This window comes from Paludibacterium denitrificans (assembly GCF_009707705.1).
GTDB lineage: Bacteria > Pseudomonadota > Gammaproteobacteria > Burkholderiales > Chromobacteriaceae > Paludibacterium_A > Paludibacterium_A denitrificans.
In genome coordinates, this window is the sequence record NZ_WLYX01000001.1 from 341316 (window position 1) to 358938 (window position 17623).

The window sequence follows — 17623 nt, forward strand, 5'->3', positions numbered from 1 at the left end:
CCCACTACAGCGTTACTTCATCATGGTTTTCTTGAACATGCGGTTCAGCTTTTCATTGGTTTCTGCCGCTGTCTGATTGGCCTGATTGGCGGTGTTCACCGCCTGATCGGCCTTCTGGTTAGCCATATTTGCAGTCTGGTTGGCCTGATCGGCCGTTTGCTGTGCCTGCATGGCCATGGCACGTACTTTTTCCAGATCGCCATTGCTGGCACAGCCACCCACCAACAGCAACGCGGCACAGGTGGCCGAAGCCAGTAACGATTTACGTGTGATATACGATTGAAGCACGGTATTCTCCTTTACGAATAAAGATATCCAGATTAGTGCATCTATCGCCGAATCATGGCTATTGCTAGCGGCGTCTTGGGTAGAGCACGTCTATTCATCATAAAAGCATAGTCGGGATAGTACAAATTGACCGACTCATGGCAAAACCATGGCCTCATGGCCATGGCGGTGAACCTGTTTAAGCCTTGCCTATGCAGCAGCAACCACCGCCCCCCAAGGCACATGATGTGAGGCGGCTTTGAAATGCAGACACTGCGGGATGGGTATCTGACGTATTAAAATGGCCAAAGACTGCACCGCCATTTTCTATCCAATTGTTATCAGGAAGGTCGTCATGGCAAACACCCAACCGGGAATACTGGCTCCTATACCCAGTGTAGGTCGACATTTATACTTTTCCATTGAACACAGCAATGAGATTGCCTCGTGCCTGCAGGCCCTGCGGGCTTTCGTCGATGGAGAACAGGTGGTGGTTGGACTTGGCCAATCAACGGTGCTGGCGCTGGGACATGCCATTGCGGGGTTGAAGCCGTTTCCTGACAGCGTGGCACCCGGGCTGGATATTCCTGCCACACCGGCAGCGCTGTGGTGCTGGTTACGCGGGGAAGATAACGGCAAACTTTTTCATGTTACCCGCAAGCTTGAACAGCTGTTGGCTCCGGCCTTTCGCCTCAGCCATAGTCTGAGTACGTTCAAGTACGATTCTGGTCGCGACCTGACCGGCTATGAGGACGGCACGGAGAACCCGGAGGGTGACGAGGCACTGGCCGCTGCCATTGTGGCAGGCCAAGGCGCCGGGCTGGATGGCTCCAGCTTCGTTGCCGTGCAGCAGTGGGTCCATCAGATGGAAGCGTTTTCCAACCTGCCGCAACAAGAGCAGGACAACATCATGGGACGGCGCCCGGCGGATAATGAGGAGCTGGATGATGCCCCGCTGTCTGCGCACGTCAAGCGCACAGCGCAGGAAAGCTTTGACCCGGAAGCCTTTATCCTGCGGCGCTCCATGCCATGGGCAGAACAGGGCAAGGGCGGCTTGGCTTTTGTCGCATTCGGCAAATCGCTTGCGGCCTTTGAGGCACAATGGCGACGGATGACAGGGCAGGAAGATGGTATCTGCGATGCCTTGTTCCGTTTCACGCGACCAGTCACTGGCGCTTACTTCTGGTGCCCACCGCTGGCTAACCAGCAGCTGGATTTATCCGCATTGGGCCTATAATCGATCAGGCCCTAGCAGTGGGTAAAGGTTGGCCGAAACAAGGGCGATGCCGTCATGGCATCGCCCTTGTTGCTTACTAACTTACCCAATCATGCTTAAGCATGGTGGTGCGGCAGAAGGCTTTCATGTCTGCCGCTGTGAGCGGGCGGGCAAACAGATAACCTTGCATGACGTAGCAGCCGCGCGACACCAGATAATCGCGTTGTTCCGGCGTTTCGACGCCCTCGGCCACCACATCCATCCCCAGATCGCGCGCCAACGATAGCGTGGCTGTGGCCACGGCAGCATCTTCGGCATTGCCGGGCAGGTTCATCACAAAGGAGCGGTCGATCTTGAGGCGGCTGATCGGATAACGTTTGAGCCGTGACAGCGAGGAGTAGCCGGTGCCGAAGTCGTCCAGGGCAAACGAACTACCCAAGGCAATCAAGGCATGGAAGCGCTGCAGATTGTCATCGGAATCGTCCATCAATGCGCTTTCGGTCAGTTCAAACTCGATGGCACCCGGTGGTATCTGATGGCTGGCAAACAGCAATTGCACGCTGGCCGCCAGCGTACTGCGGCCCAACTGTACCGGAGAGAGGTTGACCGAAATGCTCAACGGCATGCCCTCGGCCTCCCAAATCTTGTATTGTCGGCAGGCTTCGGCCAACACCCACTGCCCTAACGGCACAATCAGGCCACTGCGCTCCGCGAGACTGATGAACGCATCCGGCATCATCATGCCGCGTTCCGGGTGATACCAACGCACCAGCGCTTCGCAGCCGATGCACTGGCCACTGACCGCGTCCACCTGCGGCTGATAGTACAGTTGCAAACCACCAGCCGAGTCCTCCAGCGCATGACGAAGGTCGCGCTCAAGCGTCAGCCGCTCCAGCGCATCGGCGTTCATCGACGGCTGGTAATAGCGCACATCGTTGCGCCCGGCGGCCTTGGCAGCATACATGGCCAGATCGGCGTGGCGCAGCAGGATATCGGGATCCGGGCCATCCTGAGGAAACAGCGCCACCCCGATACTGACGGTGCAGCTCAGTTCATGATGTTCAACCAGAATCGGCCGGGCAAAGGCTTGCAGCAGGTTCTGCACAATGTCGGTGAGCGATTGCTCCAACCCTAGCGGTAACAGTACGACAAATTCGTCGCCGCCCAGTCTGGCGAGCAATGCTTCCGGCGGCAGCGGAACGGACAGCCGTCTTGCCGCTTCCACCAGCAGCAGGTCACCCACCGGATGTCCCAGACTGTCATTGACGGTCTTGAATTCGTCCAGATCGAGAAACAGCACGGCAAACTGGCTACCGTTGTTGTAACGTTGCGAATTGATTTGCACAGTTTAGCGCTTGCTTTTGCACTGCCTAAGATGGTCAACCGGTGCAAATAACCCGCAAAAATCCCGGCTTTTAACCCCCCCTACTCAATCAGACTGGCCGCGACAAACAGCGCATCCAGCTGCGCATCGGTCAGCCCAAGCAGCTGCCCCACGCCGGTGATAAACGGGCTGTACCGCTTGAACGTCTGCGCATCCTGCCAAGCCAGCTTCAGCATCATGTCCGTACCCTCGGCGGCAATGAAAGCTTCCACCTTGTCCAGCAGACCAGCCTGATACAGGGCGCCACGCGCTTGAAAGCGAGTGACTTCCTGCGGAATAGCCGGTGATAGGTCTGGCGTCACTTCCTGTTTGACAGGACGCTCCGGCAACACCATCCACTGACCGCCCTGATACCGGCCACCTCGCTCCCTGATGTTGGTGGTACCGGCGTTAGTGTCGAGTAGTGCGGAAGCGGTCCAGTCGGGTCAAGCTGTTCAACATGGTCAAACAGCCAGTCAGGACCACAGACGTAAACACTGATCAGGTCGGCCATGGTTAAGTCCTCACGTAGGCTTTGAGCTGGGTACCACGGACACACAGACTTTCTATGTTAGGGACAACGAACTGGGAGACAGGGTCATAGCTATAGCTCCTTGCGTCAGAGGCTACGGCGCCTATCGCTGACCCGTAAGGGATTGCCACAAAGACGCCGTTTCCATGAGCGATCATTTTGCAGGGGCTATAAACCGGTAGCGGTATAACTTCCCAGTCGATACCGTTCAGAGAAACGGCAATAGCTGATGCCCTAGTGGCGGCAGCTATTGCTACAAAAACCCCATTTCCATAGGTGATGCTGCTCCAGTTGGCGGCCGCAGTAACCGGGTAAACGTCCCATGTAATGCCGTCGCTAGAGATAAAGACATTAGCCGACGTCCCGTAATACAACGCCACAAATACTCCATTCCCATACGCCACTGAATATATGGTGGCGGCCATCGGGAGGAGGCGCTGCGTCCAAGTGATTCCATCTGGCGACGTGACGTACTCTTGTATGCTGGTTCCGCCCATGGCAATAAACAGGCCATTGGCGAAAACAAGGGTATTCCAATAGGAATAGATGGGTATCGAGCGCTGGGTCCACGTCACGCCGTCTGCCGACGTTGCAATGACATTAGACGTCCAAGTTATCGCCAAAAACGTACCGTTGCCGTAAGCAACGGCCTGCCAGTATGCCGACGCTGGTAGCGTCCGCTGGGTCCATGTCACACCGTCTGCCGACGTTGCAGCAATAGCCGAGTTATAAGTCACCGCTACAAATACACCGTTTCCGTAGGCGATGGACTGCCAGTTAGCCGATACCGGTAGTGCGCGTTGTACCCAATTAATCCCATCGTTCGAAGTGGCGGCAATGGCTGTTCCGTAGGCTATTGCTACAAAAATGCCATTCCCATAAGCCATAGCCTTCCGGGTAGTCGATGCCGGGAGAGAACTGCTAGAAAAATCTCCAATATTACGTGTGGGGATAGTTCCCAGCTTCCCGTACAGCACCGGATAGCTGCTTTGCAGGTAGGCCGAGCCATCACAGGGCAACCAGTCAGGGCCGGGGGCATCGGCTGAATAGAGAATGTCGCCCGACTTGCTAGAGCCACGGTTAAACAGGCTTTTGATGTCAGCTCCAATCGCGCCGAGGGCAGACTGAATGTTCGCAAGCAGCGACATACGGCAGCCCTCTTACGCCTTGGCAGCGTTGTAGGCGGCAACAAGGTCCACAGTCGGGTCGCCCACGCCAATGTTCTGGCATGCCTGCAGCTGCTGGGCGGCGGTCAGGCTCTGCACATCAGCGAACGACACGCGGTTCCCCACGGCGGTGAGCAGGTTGTCCAGCGCGGTGTCATCACTGCCCAGCTTGGCTTCGATTTCCTTCAGCGTGTCATAGGCCGCGCTGGCCCCGCCGAGGATGTCCGTCTTCAGCTGGTTGAGCAGGTCGGTGAGCTTGCTGGATGAGTAGGTTGAAGTAGTCGACGCAGACGTGTCGTTGATGACCGTCGTGGACTGCAGCGCGGCCTTCAACTCGTTGATAGCCGCGACCAGCGAAGCCTTGGCCGTAGTAGTCAGCGCCGCTGGGTTGCCGACAGCCGCGTTCAGGGTTTTGACATCAGTGCCAAGCGCCTGAGCCAGCAGGGTCAGTTTGGTATCAAGGGACATGGTGGGGGTTCCTTACAGTTTGGCGATTTGATAAATCAGAGTGAGGTCTAAGTCGAAGTCATCGGTACCGGATGGCCCGGGCGGGCCGGGTGGACCCTGCTCTGCCGAGGTGGTGAGCACCTCGCGGTCGATAGCCGTGGTTTCCAGCACCTCGGCCTCGATGCCCGGCACCAGTTCGATGATTTCCGGATCGCTCATGGCGCCAGCACTCCCGGTTTCACGACGATCGTCCCGGTCATGACAAGGTCCACGCGGCGTGGCTCAGGGCCGGGCCAGCGCACTCTCAGGTTGAAAACGGCAGAACGCCGGGCGTAGGCTCGGGTGATGTCTGATTCGATACGGACGGTGAAGGTACTACCTGTCACGGCAATCCCAGTGCCAGTGGTCAGGAACAAGAGTGTATCCGTGGCCCCAGCATCGGCCTTGGCCACCAGTTCGAACTCGGCCCCGGTTAGATCGACAGGCTTACCACCCGCCGTCCACTGCCAAGACTTCTCGAAGGTGCAGCCTTGGGTAATCTCCAGTGGGTCGGGACGGGCATACGGTTTCATGGGGTTCCTAAAGCAAAAACGCCGAACAAGGTGAATTGTCCGGCGTCTGGTTGCTTCAGGGAGGTGGGAAGGGGTTCGGTTAAGTTATGATCAATCAACATTGATATGGAGTAAAAATTGGAATTACTTATTAATGCTATAACGGATTCTTGCTGGGCAACTAATACCTTTGGGGTTGGATTAATTGCATTAACAAGATTTTTTAACCATACAAAGATTGGATGGGCATTAGTTGGGCTTACTTTGGTTATTATTGCATTTGGAAATACTATTATAATGATAAATATCGGACAAAACCCGTCGCAACATATAGCTTCAATATTCAGTACGTTTGCACTTGGATCATTGGGAGTTCGTTTTATTGGAAACTGGATAACAGATGGTGCAAAGTGAATAACATGAAATACGTTATAGGCTAATCTCTCTAACTAAACAAAAAACACACTCTGGTCGTTCGGGTTATCTGACAGGAAGATCCTGTCCGGGGAGATGGCCCGGACATAGCTGGCGTTGGCGTTCTTGCGCAGGATTTTGTCTTCGGGGATAACCTGCTGGGTGGTCAGGTCGTAGTAGACGTGGTGGTCGACATGGCTGGTTGACTCACTGATCGTCAGCGGCATGACATTCAGGGTATGGCTGCCGTCCGAAAAACTACCGACATCAATATCGTCGGTGCCGATATCAATCCCGATCAGGCTGTGCGTGATTTCCAGCGCCGGAAGGTCGAAGCTGTCCGTGCCGTACGGCAAGATTTCCCCGGTATCTTGCCGACGCGACCAACCATCCTCTGCATTTTTCCGATGAAAATCAAACGAAATGGACCCGATTTTCTGGCTGAAGGTGTAGTCCTCCAGATAGTAGCCGTACTCGACGATGTACGGCGTCCCCATCGGGTGGCCCGCCCCGTCAGAGGTCGGATACGTCAGCTCTTCCCTGACTTTGACCATTTCGACGGTACTGGTTGTTCTGACATAGAAGTCGACCGGTACGACTTTGCCCGCTTCACTCAGGGTATAGAGCGGCCCTTTGTAAAAATACGTCCATCCCCCTTCTTCTACGTCAACCCGTACCCGTCCAAGCTGTTGAATCGTCATCGTCACGTCGTAGCGGGTCTTATTGATGCGGTACGGGTCACTGACATTGTCCGTACGGACCACGCTGGTCACGTTGACCTGGTAGTAATAGCGCCGGGTGCTTCTCAACAAGGCCGTCTTTCCATCTTTTGAGGCCATGACCCACTCGTAGTCGCTGTCATCGTCCTCGGTCTTGGTGATGGCGCTATGAACCACGACGTTGGGCTGGTAGGTGTACTCCCGGTCATCGGCGTAGCCTCCCGCCCCAACCGTGAGTTTCAAGACTTCGCCGGGAGCGATGGGGTACAGCCAACAAAGCCATCCACCACCAAGACGATGCTTGCCGCCATACACCGACATCTGCGGCCCGGATGTCCAGATATCGTTTCGGGCACCGGGCACGTTTTTAGGGGCGTTCGGTACCGTCGTGACATTCATGTACACGGGGCTGCCACCAGTAAGAAATCCACCATAATTATTCAGTTTGCAATCAAACGGATTGATGCCCTTCCATGGGAATGTTTGGCCGTCATCGCGGAATAGTGTTCCAGTGGTACCAAACCCGGTGATGCTTGAATATGGGGCATCTTTGTCTGGGGTAACGACGACATACCCACCGCCAATGAATCCGTATTGGGTCGGCTGGTCGATCATCATGCCCCCTGTTTGAAGGTGATGGTGACGGGTGACCCAGTGGGGTTTCCGCTGCTGTTTGACTCGGCAATGGTCAGGGTTTTGATCGGCACTGTTCCAATCCGGAACAGCCCGTCATGGGTAAAGTAAGGCGTGGTGTCGGTGGTGCTGTCGTAGAGCGTCCGGCCAGTTTCCACATAAGCGGCGGCCAGTCCCGCCGACGTCTGGCCAGTCCCACTACCTTCCGTTGCCTTGCCACGAAATATCCCGCCGGGAATGCCGCCGGGTCCGCTGGCGGGCGGTAGGCCGTTATCGGTCTTCTGGCTGGAGTGCCGGGCCAGTGCCCGGGCGACTTCGGCCGCTTCTTGTGCGCTCATTCGGGCCATGGTTACACCTCGTAGATTGCGTTGCTGACCAGGGAAAGGTTGGCGTACTGGCCATCGTCCAGTCCGGCATCTTCAACCTGCAGCCACAGTGCTTGCATGCCGGACACCACTTGCCCGATGGCCACGCTGGCATTGCCATGGGCGAGTTCTGAGAGTGAGTTGGCCAGTTTGACCTGGCTGGCCGGGAGTCCGGGTCCGATGGCCTGCGCCGTCAGGGTGATGGTTTCACCACTGGGTGTCATGGCCACCTTGCTGCCATCGGTACCGACCCAGATCCGGGTAACAGTGCCACCGGCCAGTGACAGGCTGGCAAGCGGCTGGCTACGCTCGGCATCACGATAAAAGCCGAATGTCAGGTTCATGAGCGGAACTCCAGATGATCGACAGGAATGGCCACCGACACGGTGTAGGCCAGTTCCCGCGAGACCGGGTCGGTGAGGTAGACCGGAATCTCCGGCACGGCGATGGCCACTTCATGGGGGTATTCCGAGGCGGCATCGCCACTAGCCCCCGTGGTATAGCCGGTGGTGCTGGTGCTGTACTGGCTACGTCCCTCAAGGCAGGTGCCCAGATCCGCGCTATCCGCCTGTGACTGGCTGGGCAGTGCCTCCAGCTCCGGGCTTTTTAGCGGGTCGCTGTCGACGGTGCCGACACCGATAAGGCCCGAGATGGCTAGCTCGACAGCAGCCAGTGCGCTACCCGCCGTCAGGTCGTAGGTTTCGGTCAGGCGGGCAATCTTGCCGCTGGCCAGCAGGTCGGGCCGGTCTACTGTGATCGCCCGCGAGGTGTCTAAAGCCGGGTTAATCGGAAGCGTGAATTTAACGCGGGTTAAGCGGTGGGATTCCAGAATCTGGCGCCGGGCAATGGCAGCCAGTGTCTGGATGGCCAGATTGGCGTCCTCTCGGGTGGCATCGGCCAGACTGGTGAGGTCGACCGAGGTGGTGCCCACTTCCGGTAGCATGGTGGTCGAGTCCGTCCAGGCTGAGGCGTCGAACGCACTGCTTCGGCATCGATGCTGGCGGTCTGCCCCTGTTTCTTCATCTCGCCCAGCGCGGTAATGCTGTCTGGTGCCTTAACGGTGATCCGCCAGCGCTCGGTCAGGGTCTGCACCACCCGCTTGGCAATGGCGATCACCGCCGACTCGCAGCGCGGATCGTCTTCGGGCTTGCCGGTGTAGTCGTTACGGTACCAAAGCACGGCGGCGGCATCGCTCGGGACGGTTTCACCGTCATGCAGATTGCCGCTGCTGTCGATATAGCCGACATAGTGCTGGCCTTGTAGCGGTGGCGTGTAGAACTCGGAGAGCAGCTTCCAGCCGCTGCTGTCGACCGCTGATTTGAACAGGCTTTTTTCTGGGAGTTTGTACGGCTTGCCGTTGTTGCCTTGGGCAAAGGCGGCATAGCTCATGCCCATCGACCGGTATAGGTGCGACGGTATTCGTGCAGGCGTGGATAGCGGTATTGCAACGAGCAGTCGACGACGCGCTCTTGCGCGGCCTGACCGATGATTGCCGTCCCTTTGCCATTCCGGGCAACTTGAAATGGCGTGCCCCACATCGTGCACTGGATAGTGCCGTAGGTGAGCGTGACGCACGGGGTATAGCGGCCATCGGCCGGGGTTTCGTGACCTTGGCCGACCAGTGGCCACCGGCGCCTAAACTGTGGCGGTCAAGGTCTGGCCACCGACCTTCACCGTTACGGTCATCCCGGGCGTGGCCACGCCGGTGAGTGTCGGCTGGGTGCTGGTGGTCAGGGTCTTGCCGTCCGACAGCTTGCAGATCGCCGTGGTGCTGATGGCCTGTTCCGACTCGTTGTCATTGGTGACCGGGTTGATCACCGACTTGTGGCTGCTGGGCTGAATCGACAGCGATTCATCGACGATATCGCCCGCATGCAGGGTCAGGCTGGACGCCAGCCCGGCCCATGGTGTCAGGCGCGGATTGCCGTAGACATCCAGATCATAGGCAGCGGGAATGGTAGAGAGACGGTCCGTGGCGTACTGCAGGCTGTCGGCGTAACGGGCAAAAACATGTTGAGACCAGTAGCCGCCCAGCAATGCTTCCAGCTCGGCCCGGCTGGACAGAGCCAGCGACTCGCTGCGCCGGTCACGGGCATGCAGGGTGACAAAGTCACGATCCTGGCCAAACTCGGGCGTGTCCACGATGCCGGTAAAGCGTCGCTGCCAGCTGGCCAGCACGTTGGGGCGCATCTCGACCACCAGTGGCTTGCCGGTCAGGTCAAACAAGCGTTGCCCGGTCAGCAGCAGCTTGACCGTGGCGATACGGGAGGCAGACTCCTCCGCTTCGATGACGACCGACCCGGTCAGGTGGTCGGTGATGTCCTGGTCAGCGAGTAGAACACGGATATCCCAGATCGTGGCGGCATCCGGCTGGGTATGGGCGACGGTGACCACCAGCGGCAGCGAAACGGTTTCGCCGGTGATGGATTCGCCTCCGGCCGTACCGAATGGCGCCGGCCAAGGGTCGTCAGGCCGAACATCACTGAGGCACTCCACCACTACCGCCTCCGGTATACCCCGGGGGAAGGTCAAACCACGGCATCTCACCACCCAGCAAGGTGGATTGCAAAACGACGTAAAAGAAACCGGTTCGATAACACAACAAAACAAGCGAAGTCGCGGTGGTGGTGTCATCAATCACAGGGAAGGTAAACGCTGATCCATCCGCATTTTTAATCGTGGGAGACCAACCGAGCACCGGCGCCCACTGATCGCCATTCACGACATAGGGAAAGCATGTCGGGGCGGTATTCATCAACTTCTGCAGATCGGCGGAAAAAACCGGCATGTAAACACGGCTACCTGCTGGCATGGATGTCCACGGCGTTTGTGCAGAAGTTGCCATGTCAGGTAGCTTACCACTGGCAATCCGTCCGGCCCTCGGGCAATACAAGATAAATTTCCGCCGGAATGTTTTCCCGCCATCGATCCATTCGACAGCGATATACGCTGACGAATATTGGCGATTTAACAGTGCGGTATCCAAGGTGATCCAGTCTGCGAGCGGGGGCACGCCCGTCCCGTCCCAGTCCGCGCTTAGTGTCGTTTCCCAGCCGTCGAAATAGATTGGCTGGCCATTGATGGCCTCAACTTCCGGGGAAAAGTTTGGATTAGGCGTGCTCATCATTCTTCCTCTATGGTTATGGTCCAGCCCCATGTGGCCGAGCGCGGGTCGGTGTCTTCCGTGAGTTCCAGATAGCCGGTGAGCCGGGGCCAGTACACATACATGCCGTCGCGGATGACGCCGGGAACATCCGGGCGTTCGGAGACCGGAGTGCCAATGGGCACGGCACGCGGGGCAACGCAGTCAATGGTGTGGACGATGCTCCGATCCGGTGGCGGCCAGCGGGAGCGGCGTCCAACCGGTGCCGGACAGTTCGCTACGCAACTTGCTCCAGCGGGATTGCAAATGGCCACGGCCATTGCTCATGCGCGTCAGGGTGCGTCCGCCAAGGGTCTCGTACCGCTGGGTGACTTTAACGGCGGATTTAACCGGGATTAACACGCCGTCGATGCCGAATGTCAGGGCATAGTCGTGGATGTTCATGGTGTCAGCCCCTCTTCAGGTTCATGAGTTTGGCGGCAGCCACCAGCTGTTTCACCGCATCCTCGCTACCGGAGAGCGGGACCGGGTCGGACTGGCCGGGAAAATGCAGGTTGATCGCCCGCAGGTTAGAGCCGGAGGCACTGACCGGGGCGTCTTTGAGGTGTGGCAGCTGGGGCAAGGGATTGAAGGTAGGCAGGTTCGAGACCAGTCCGCCGGTGTCATAGCCACGCCAGCCTTGCAGGGCTTTCAGCCCATACTGGTTGATTTGGGCAAACAGGCCCAATGCGCCCGGCTCACGGGTGACTTCCTGACGCATCACAAACTCATCGGCGTGAACAACACCGGCGGGCGTGTATTTGCTACCCGGCCCGGTCCAGCCACCACTATCAAACCCCTTGGGGGCAGCAGCAGGTGCCGTGGCGGGACTGCCGACCTGCTGTGTGTTCACCGTCACTGTGACGGTTTTATCCGACAGCTTGGCAATCTGCGCTTCCAGATCCTCAACGTCTTTGCGGGCTTTTTCCGTATCAGCAGAAACCGTGACACGGGCTTCTTTACTGATCAGCGCACTGAGCCGGGTTTCCAGATCGGTGATGGCGGTTTTTTGTGCCTCGATGTCCTGCTTGGCTTTTTCACGGTCAGCCACCAGCTTTTCAGCCTCGGCCTTTTTCGCGTCAATCTCATCCGTATAGGTCTGGTCAACCAGGGCATTGGCCCGCTTGACCTTATCCATCGCGGCACCGTTGTCTTTCAGCTGTTCCGCCAGACTGCTGGCTGCATCGGCCAGTTTGCGGGCACGGGTAAAGTCACCAGCAGCCCGAGCCGCATTGGCCGTGCTCAGATTGCTGTCGACCTCGCCCCCGATGTCCTTTTGCTGATCCTCTTCAGACATCCCCTTGCGCTGCAGATTGCGGAGCTTGGCGGCACCGCTGTCTCTGGCATCGAGCTGGGACTCTTGCAGCTTCTTGATGTCATCAGCGACTTGCTTCTCTTTTTCGGCAATCTTTTTCAGGTCTTCTTCGCGCTTGCGGACGCGTTCGTTACCGGTTTTGATTTCTGCCTTGAGAACGTCCTGTTGCAGCCGGTTAGTGGTGTCGACAATCTTCTGTTCTTCTGCCGTTAGCCGGACACCGGTCTGGATTTTATTGGCAATGGAATCCTCCATGGCCTTGCGCTCGGCTTCAGCCTGTTTCTTCAAATCCTTGGCTTCAGCATCCGCCAGTTCCTGCCGAGCCAGTTGAAGCTTGGTGGTCAGTTCCTCACGCTTTTGCAGGGTTTTGTTCAGTTCCTCGGACTGGTCAGCCGCCTGCCCATACAGACGGGCCGAGCGGGCGGCATCCAGTGCTGACTGAGAGGTTTTGCTTGGGTCGGTGGCATCCTGCTGTGCAGTACGTTTAGCCGTTACCGCATTCCAGTACGATTGAGCGGCATGGATGCTGTCGGTGTAGTCCTTCCGTTCCGCCGCGTTCATAGCTGCAATTTCACTGGCCGATTTCAGCCGGACGTCTTTGTATTTCTCGTTATCTTTGATCGCAGCATCGATGTCCGCTTTGCGTTTGGCGTCCGCATTCTCAATGTCGCGGTTTTCCTGATATAGCTTGTAAAGCGTAATAATTTGGTCGATCAGTACGGCATACGCAGCCAAGTAAGCAAGAGAGGTGGCAATCCCTGTAACCGCCATTCCAATGTTCTTCAGGCTTCCAACCACCGCTGGAGCCATAGAGCTAAGGTTGGCGGCACCACTCGCCATACTGGCCAGCGTGCCCACGCCACCAGACTTGGCCAAGTCCATCGCGGCGGCAGAAACAGATTTGATTTGGCCGAGAATGCCCGTCACCGTTTTGATGACATCGCCCCCCTTGAGCACAAAGCCGTCCATCACCCCCATGACGCTGCCAAGCCCAACTTTCAGGCCGATGAATTCCACCAGTAGCGTGCGCAGCGCCGGGGAAAAGGCCAGCGCGGCACTGACGCTGATCAGCCCGAGCGTTATATCTTTGATGACCGGATCAAGCCCGTTCAATCCGTTTAGCAGATCCCGGATGAACTGGACGACGGGTAGCCCGGCGGTCGCCAGCTTCCCAAGTTCCAGCATGAGATCCTTGATGGCGGTCACAAACTCATCGACCTTGGCTTTGTCCGAGGCCTGGACAATGTCGAAGGCACCCTTGGCCGCACCGTTGGCGCCCTGCATGCGGCCAACCTCGGTATTCAGCATCCGGTAGTTATCTGCCAGCGCCATGACCCCACGAGCCGCCTCACTATCCGGGACGATGGTCCGGATCAGATCGATGCCGATATGCTTGTCAGCAATCTGGCGGATGGTGTTATCCAGCCCATTCCATGTAATGCCTAATGCCCGGAGTTTTTCCTTGGCCTCGCCCGTTGGGGCGGATAACTGATAGATGGCACCGTTTACGGCCGTAATGGCTTGTGGGGTCTGATAGCCATTTTTGGTGAGTACGGCCAGTGCGGCCCCCAACTCTTCAAACGACACACCACCAGCCTTGGCCGTTGGCAGGACCAGGCCAATCGACTGAGCCAGTGCCGGAAAGGTCGTTACCCCGTCCTTCACGGTCTGGAACAAGACGTCATAAACCTTTGGCAACTCGCTGACGCTTTTCCCATACGTGTTCAACACGCCCAATCCGACCTGTACGGACGTGGATACATCGGTAAAACCGCCCTTGGCGGCCATGGTCGCTTGCCGCAATACGGCCAGAGCTTCGGAAGGATGGTCAAAGTCACGGCTACCAAAGACATCCGCTAACGCATTGGCGGACTGGGTGGCATCGACCCCCATTTCCCGGCCATCTCGCGGACGTTCTTCGTCAGCATCTGGACCGGTTCCAGTTGCCCATCCAGTTGCGTGGAGACCTTGGCCATGGCCGTGCCAAAGTCGAGGTACTGACGCACGGATTGCTGGGTAATGTAGGCCGCCCCTAGCGAAGGGACCAGCTGTTGGGCTGCACTAGGTAAAACCGTACTGCCCGGACTTCCGGCCCCCTTGGCTTCAGCCCGTAACTCTGCGATTCGTGCCTTGGCGGCACTAGCTGCCCGCTCAAGTTCTTGCGTGGATACCGTTCCCGACTGTGCCAGCCGGGCATAGGCAGCAGAGACCAGATTGATTTCACGCTGCAAATCTTTCTGGCTGCGGATGGCCAATAGCTGTTCGGCTCTGACGATTCTCTGCGACTGATTGACCCGTTGTGACACCGTGGCCACCACCGTCGCCATGCGCTCCTGCTCGGCCGACAGGTTGTGGGTATCCACGCCAGCCGCCGACAGTTCCCGCCGCAGGCCAGACACGGCCATGGTGCTTAAGCCCGCATTTTCAGTTCGGTCTGGACCAGTTGGCGCTCGGCCGTGGCCAGCTGGTTTTCCAAGTCCTTGACCGGCTTGGTCACCGTGGCCAGCTGAGACTTGTAAGCCGCCAGTGCCTCCTTGTTGGCGGTGTACTCGCTGGCGCTTTTCTCCATCGCCGCTTTATGCTGACTCAGTGCGGTGGTGGCGCTATCCAGTTGCCGTTTGGCCTGTGCAATTTCCCCCGCAAAATCTTCTGCTGTCCCTCCGGCCTGGATCGCTTCCTTGCGGATGCTGGTATAGGCCGACGTGGCGGTTTTCAGGGCCTCTTCCAGCGGTTTTAACGCCGAGCGTTGATGCCCCACCTCAACCGCGCTTTGCCGGGTTGTCAGTTCAACTGCCGCCATCGCCTGCTGGAATTGCTGCAAGGGTGCCCGAGCGCCTGCCAAGGCCAGCTGGTAGGAAGCCGTCTGCTCTTTCAGCTTGAAGAACTCTTGTGCCGCCTGCTTGGCACTCTCCTGTGTTTTCTCAAATAGCTGTATCCGGGACGCCTTGTCGGACATCCCCTGCAAGGCCTGGCTGTACTTTGCCTCGGCCTGACCAATGGCCGAAACGAATCCGGCGACATTGGCATTGATGACGTATTGCAGGGTCTGTTGGGTCATGATCGGCTACGGTTTAACTCGTTGATGGCGGCCATAAAAAGCCGCCATGGGTAAGTGAGCGCATTGGGATGGCCTGCTGTGATCACGGCGCACAGCATGGCTTCAAACGTTTCTAGCTGTTCGTCCACTGAAGGTTGGACAGTGCCGTGATCTCCGCCCGCTGTTTCGCTTCCTCCAGCCGGGCCAGCATCCCGAAAAAAGCGGGTTCAGTGCCCGGCAGTGATCCGCAATGGTTTGCAACTCGGACTGGTTAAAGTCAGCCAGCCCGGCACGGTCCAGCCCGGTGATCTGACGAACGGCGGCCAGATCCACGCCGGGCAGCAGCATCTTGTCCAGGATGGTGTCGGCCTGCTGCTCCGGGGACATGGCCTGCGGGTTGGCTTGCAGCGACGAGTCGATGAGCAACTGGCGGATATCTGCCACCGTCAGTTCGGTGACGACGATGGTCTTGCTTAAGCGATTTCGTGGGTTTTTTGCACAACGGATGCTCCATGGGGCGGGCACGGTGTTCCGTGCCCGGAGGGGTTACTTCATGAGGGTTTCACGTACCCACTGAGAGAGGCCATCACCGGTCTGCAGCGGGTCAGACAGCACTTCGAACTTCAGACCGGCCCCACGGAAGTCCTTGCCCAGCAGGGCATACTTGTCGGCAAAGCCGAACTTGCCCCGGAAAATCTCCACGGCCACCTCTTTACGGTTGGCCTTGTTCACCCCATGGAAGATGAGCGAACGCTCTTGGCTGGAGCTTACCAGCCAGTTGACGATGTTCGCCTGCTTGGCCTTGTAGCTGACCTTGATCTTGGCGCCATCAGCGATAGCGCCACTTTCCAGAACAAAGATACCGGCAGCGGTCGGCAGGTAATCTTTACCGGCCACGTAGGGGTCCGGATTCGTACCGGCTTCATCGGTCACAATAAAGTCACCGGCACCGATGTTTTCCAGCGGAACCAGCGTGCCCTTGTAGACAGTCTGTACTTCATCAGAGATAGCCTCTTCCGCCCGCGTGGTGGCCACGCCCATGGTCATCTCAGCGATGATTTCCGGCTGGAAGGTCTTGATGTCCAGATCCAGCGTGACGGCTTTCACTGAGTACATCTTGTCGTAGTTACCACGGCCGCTGTACGCGTCCGGCAGTTCCCCGGGTTTCCTGCTCAATTGTCAGGTTGGCGGTATCGACCATGGCAAACGGCTTGTACTTTTTTTCGCCGTAGGCCGACATCAGCATCTGGCCGGATACCGAATAGGTGTGTTTTTCAGTCGAGGTAAGAATCGGTGCGTAACTCATGCTTCATGCTCCGTAGTGGGGGTAACGGTTGCCTTGGTTAAGGTGGCTTGGCGATTTTGTGGCGGTACAGCCGGGCAGCGGTGCTCGAAGACACCACCAGCTCATGGCCAACCGGATATTCGGTACCGGCGTTTTTGTGCACTTGTAGCAACTCAACGCGCTCGCGCTGGGACGATCCAGCCATGGGTGCCTCCTTTCAGGCGTAAAAATCGGCGTTAAACATCAGCGGGAAATACCCCCAGTCACTGAGGTACATGGCAGCGGGAGGCGTTGCCGCTTGTAGCGGGTCATATAACGCGGTGTCCGGGGTCCAGCCCAACATGGCATCACGGACGCGCGCCAGCAGCTGGCCCGCCTTGGCAATCAGTTGATCCGGACTACCCTGTACGGCGACCACCACCATCCACTGCTGCACGATATGGTTCATGCCATCCATGCTCTGGCTACCGGATGGCACCCCATCCCGGACATAGATCACATACAACGAGGGAGAGATTTGTTCGCCACTGGTGACATCGCTCATCTCCCCGCGCAGGGCGATTTGGCGCACGTCACTGATCTGCTGTTTTAGCTGGGCCACGATGGCTGGCCCCAGCGCGAGGTGATCCGGGCGCATCAGTAGTCCTTCATGCTGTGGCGGGAGAACTTGCGCCGGAGGGCTACCATGACGACCTTGCCGGTCGAGCTGACCGGGGTTTCCGGCACCGGCAAGCCCAGCGAAACGACGCCATTGGCCACGTCCTTGAGCCACTTGATCCCATCGTCGTAGCGCTTGGTCACTTCCTCGCCGGGCTGGCTGGCATAGAGGAAATAGCGCACCAGATCAGCGGCCACACGTTCCAGCGAGCCGGGCACAAACGGCACCGGCAAGGTGTAGCGCTTACCCAGATAGGAATTCACCAGCTCGGTGGCATCGCTGATGGCGCGGGCGACCTTGCCCTGGTCAACTTCGCCGGTATTGGTCGGGTCGGTCACCCGCAACAGGAACTCACGGCCGAAGCGATCTTCGAGACCTTGTTGGGTGATGTAGGGAGTAGAAGTCGTCATGCCCGCATTGTGCGGGCATGGGGGAAATGGCAAAGGCAGGAAGGGGTTCGGTAAGCGTACTGAATGTACGTGGTATATTAATCAATCAGCACATGATTATTCA

Annotated in this window: 27 protein-coding genes; 2 read left to right on the forward strand and 25 right to left on the reverse strand. The window is 57.8% G+C overall.

The window, feature by feature from the left end:
• Positions 1 to 12: 12 nt before the first annotated feature.
• Positions 13 to 288, reverse strand: a complete 276-nt coding sequence (locus GKE73_RS02340) for an Lpp/OprI family alanine-zipper lipoprotein (protein ID WP_230368928.1) — start codon at positions 286 to 288, stop codon at positions 13 to 15.
• A gap of 334 nt (positions 289 to 622) precedes the next feature.
• On the opposite strand from GKE73_RS02340, the gene GKE73_RS02345 reads away from it, so the two are divergent.
• Positions 623 to 1504, forward strand: a complete 882-nt coding sequence (locus GKE73_RS02345) for a Dyp-type peroxidase (protein ID WP_230368929.1) — start codon at positions 623 to 625, stop codon at positions 1502 to 1504.
• Between the two features lie 76 nt (positions 1505 to 1580).
• On the opposite strand, the gene GKE73_RS02350 is transcribed toward GKE73_RS02345, so the two are convergent.
• The 6 genes from GKE73_RS02350 to GKE73_RS02375 form a co-directional block, all read right to left on the reverse strand.
• On the reverse strand, positions 1581 to 2828 hold the full coding sequence (locus GKE73_RS02350; protein ID WP_230368930.1) for a putative bifunctional diguanylate cyclase/phosphodiesterase: 1248 nt from the start codon (positions 2826 to 2828) through the stop codon (positions 1581 to 1583).
• Between the two features lie 80 nt (positions 2829 to 2908).
• Positions 2909 to 3202, reverse strand: coding sequence for a hypothetical protein (locus tag GKE73_RS02355; RefSeq protein ID WP_230368931.1), 294 nt, complete (start codon positions 3200 to 3202; stop codon positions 2909 to 2911).
• A 160-nt stretch (positions 3203 to 3362) separates the two neighbouring features.
• Positions 3363 to 4526 carry a tail fiber protein gene (locus GKE73_RS02360; RefSeq protein ID WP_230368932.1) on the reverse strand — a complete coding sequence of 388 codons (1164 nt, stop codon included), beginning with the start codon at positions 4524 to 4526 and terminating at the stop codon, positions 3363 to 3365.
• Positions 4527 to 4538: 12 nt separating this feature from the next.
• Positions 4539 to 5012 carry a hypothetical protein gene (locus GKE73_RS02365; RefSeq protein WP_230368933.1) on the reverse strand — a complete coding sequence of 158 codons (474 nt, stop codon included), beginning with the start codon at positions 5010 to 5012 and terminating at the stop codon, positions 4539 to 4541.
• Positions 5013 to 5024: 12 nt separating this feature from the next.
• A complete protein-coding gene (locus GKE73_RS02370) occupies positions 5025 to 5210 on the reverse strand; it encodes a hypothetical protein (protein WP_230368934.1) in 186 nt (61 codons plus the stop codon).
• A complete protein-coding gene (locus tag GKE73_RS02375; protein WP_230368935.1) occupies positions 5207 to 5563 on the reverse strand; it encodes an LtfC-like domain-containing protein in 357 nt (118 codons plus the stop codon). The genes GKE73_RS02370 and GKE73_RS02375 overlap by 4 nt, the downstream gene beginning before the upstream one ends.
• A 117-nt stretch (positions 5564 to 5680) precedes the next feature.
• Between GKE73_RS02375 and GKE73_RS02380 the strand changes: the two genes are divergently transcribed.
• A complete protein-coding gene (locus GKE73_RS02380) occupies positions 5681 to 5956 on the forward strand; it encodes a hypothetical protein (RefSeq protein ID WP_230368936.1) in 276 nt (91 codons plus the stop codon).
• A 35-nt stretch (positions 5957 to 5991) separates the two neighbouring features.
• On the opposite strand, the gene GKE73_RS02385 is transcribed toward GKE73_RS02380, so the two are convergent.
• From GKE73_RS02385 to GKE73_RS02470, 18 genes are all read right to left on the reverse strand, one after another.
• Positions 5992 to 7293 carry a hypothetical protein gene (locus tag GKE73_RS02385; protein WP_230368937.1) on the reverse strand — a complete coding sequence of 434 codons (1302 nt, stop codon included), beginning with the start codon at positions 7291 to 7293 and terminating at the stop codon, positions 5992 to 5994.
• The gene (locus tag GKE73_RS02390; protein ID WP_230368938.1) at positions 7290 to 7655 is read right to left on the reverse strand and encodes a hypothetical protein; all 366 of its coding nucleotides are present in this window, start codon (positions 7653 to 7655) and stop codon (positions 7290 to 7292) included. The genes GKE73_RS02385 and GKE73_RS02390 overlap by 4 nt, the downstream gene beginning before the upstream one ends.
• 2 nt (positions 7656 to 7657) lie before the next feature.
• The gene (locus GKE73_RS02395; RefSeq protein WP_230368939.1) at positions 7658 to 8017 is read right to left on the reverse strand and encodes a hypothetical protein; all 360 of its coding nucleotides are present in this window, start codon (positions 8015 to 8017) and stop codon (positions 7658 to 7660) included.
• Positions 8014 to 8616 carry a hypothetical protein gene (locus GKE73_RS02400; RefSeq protein WP_230368940.1) on the reverse strand — a complete coding sequence of 201 codons (603 nt, stop codon included), beginning with the start codon at positions 8614 to 8616 and terminating at the stop codon, positions 8014 to 8016. The genes GKE73_RS02395 and GKE73_RS02400 overlap by 4 nt, the downstream gene beginning before the upstream one ends.
• A 442-nt stretch (positions 8617 to 9058) precedes the next feature.
• Positions 9059 to 9211: a hypothetical protein gene (locus GKE73_RS02405; RefSeq protein ID WP_230368941.1), complete on the reverse strand. Its 153-nt coding sequence runs from the start codon at positions 9209 to 9211 to the stop codon at positions 9059 to 9061.
• A 97-nt stretch (positions 9212 to 9308) separates the two neighbouring features.
• Positions 9309 to 10172 (reverse strand): hypothetical protein, encoded by an 864-nt coding sequence (locus GKE73_RS02410; protein WP_230368942.1) that lies wholly within the window; start codon positions 10170 to 10172, stop codon positions 9309 to 9311.
• Positions 10153 to 10797 carry a hypothetical protein gene (locus tag GKE73_RS02415; RefSeq protein ID WP_230368943.1) on the reverse strand — a complete coding sequence of 215 codons (645 nt, stop codon included), beginning with the start codon at positions 10795 to 10797 and terminating at the stop codon, positions 10153 to 10155. The genes GKE73_RS02410 and GKE73_RS02415 overlap by 20 nt, the downstream gene beginning before the upstream one ends.
• On the reverse strand, positions 10797 to 10961 hold the full coding sequence (locus tag GKE73_RS02420; protein ID WP_230368944.1) for a hypothetical protein: 165 nt from the start codon (positions 10959 to 10961) through the stop codon (positions 10797 to 10799). Before GKE73_RS02420 ends, GKE73_RS02415 begins: the two co-directional genes overlap by 1 nt.
• 19 nt (positions 10962 to 10980) lie before the next feature.
• On the reverse strand, positions 10981 to 11220 hold the full coding sequence (locus tag GKE73_RS02425) for a hypothetical protein (protein ID WP_230368945.1): 240 nt from the start codon (positions 11218 to 11220) through the stop codon (positions 10981 to 10983).
• A gap of 4 nt (positions 11221 to 11224) precedes the next feature.
• Positions 11225 to 14023, reverse strand: a complete 2799-nt coding sequence (locus GKE73_RS02430) for a phage tail tape measure protein (protein ID WP_230368946.1) — start codon at positions 14021 to 14023, stop codon at positions 11225 to 11227.
• Positions 13987 to 14535, reverse strand: a complete 549-nt coding sequence (locus tag GKE73_RS02435) for a phage tail tape measure protein (protein ID WP_230368947.1) — start codon at positions 14533 to 14535, stop codon at positions 13987 to 13989. Before GKE73_RS02435 ends, GKE73_RS02430 begins: the two co-directional genes overlap by 37 nt.
• 5 nt (positions 14536 to 14540) lie before the next feature.
• Complete coding sequence (locus tag GKE73_RS02440) at positions 14541 to 15188, reverse strand: hypothetical protein (protein WP_230368948.1); 648 nt, start codon at positions 15186 to 15188, stop codon at positions 14541 to 14543.
• A gap of 102 nt (positions 15189 to 15290) precedes the next feature.
• Positions 15291 to 15692, reverse strand: a complete 402-nt coding sequence (locus GKE73_RS02445) for a hypothetical protein (protein WP_230368949.1) — start codon at positions 15690 to 15692, stop codon at positions 15291 to 15293.
• Between the two features lie 21 nt (positions 15693 to 15713).
• The gene (locus GKE73_RS02450; RefSeq protein WP_230368950.1) at positions 15714 to 16283 is read right to left on the reverse strand and encodes a phage tail tube protein; all 570 of its coding nucleotides are present in this window, start codon (positions 16281 to 16283) and stop codon (positions 15714 to 15716) included.
• A gap of 10 nt (positions 16284 to 16293) precedes the next feature.
• A complete protein-coding gene (locus tag GKE73_RS02455) occupies positions 16294 to 16473 on the reverse strand; it encodes a hypothetical protein (protein WP_230368951.1) in 180 nt (59 codons plus the stop codon).
• A gap of 37 nt (positions 16474 to 16510) precedes the next feature.
• Entirely contained in the window at positions 16511 to 16657 is a 147-nt protein-coding gene (locus GKE73_RS02460; protein ID WP_230368952.1) for a DUF7210 family protein, read from the reverse strand.
• 12 nt (positions 16658 to 16669) lie between these two features.
• Positions 16670 to 17089 (reverse strand): phage tail terminator protein, encoded by a 420-nt coding sequence (locus GKE73_RS02465; protein ID WP_230368953.1) that lies wholly within the window; start codon positions 17087 to 17089, stop codon positions 16670 to 16672.
• The gene (locus tag GKE73_RS02470) at positions 17089 to 17520 is read right to left on the reverse strand and encodes a gp436 family protein (protein ID WP_230368954.1); all 432 of its coding nucleotides are present in this window, start codon (positions 17518 to 17520) and stop codon (positions 17089 to 17091) included. Before GKE73_RS02470 ends, GKE73_RS02465 begins: the two co-directional genes overlap by 1 nt.
• Positions 17521 to 17623 lie beyond the last annotated feature (103 nt).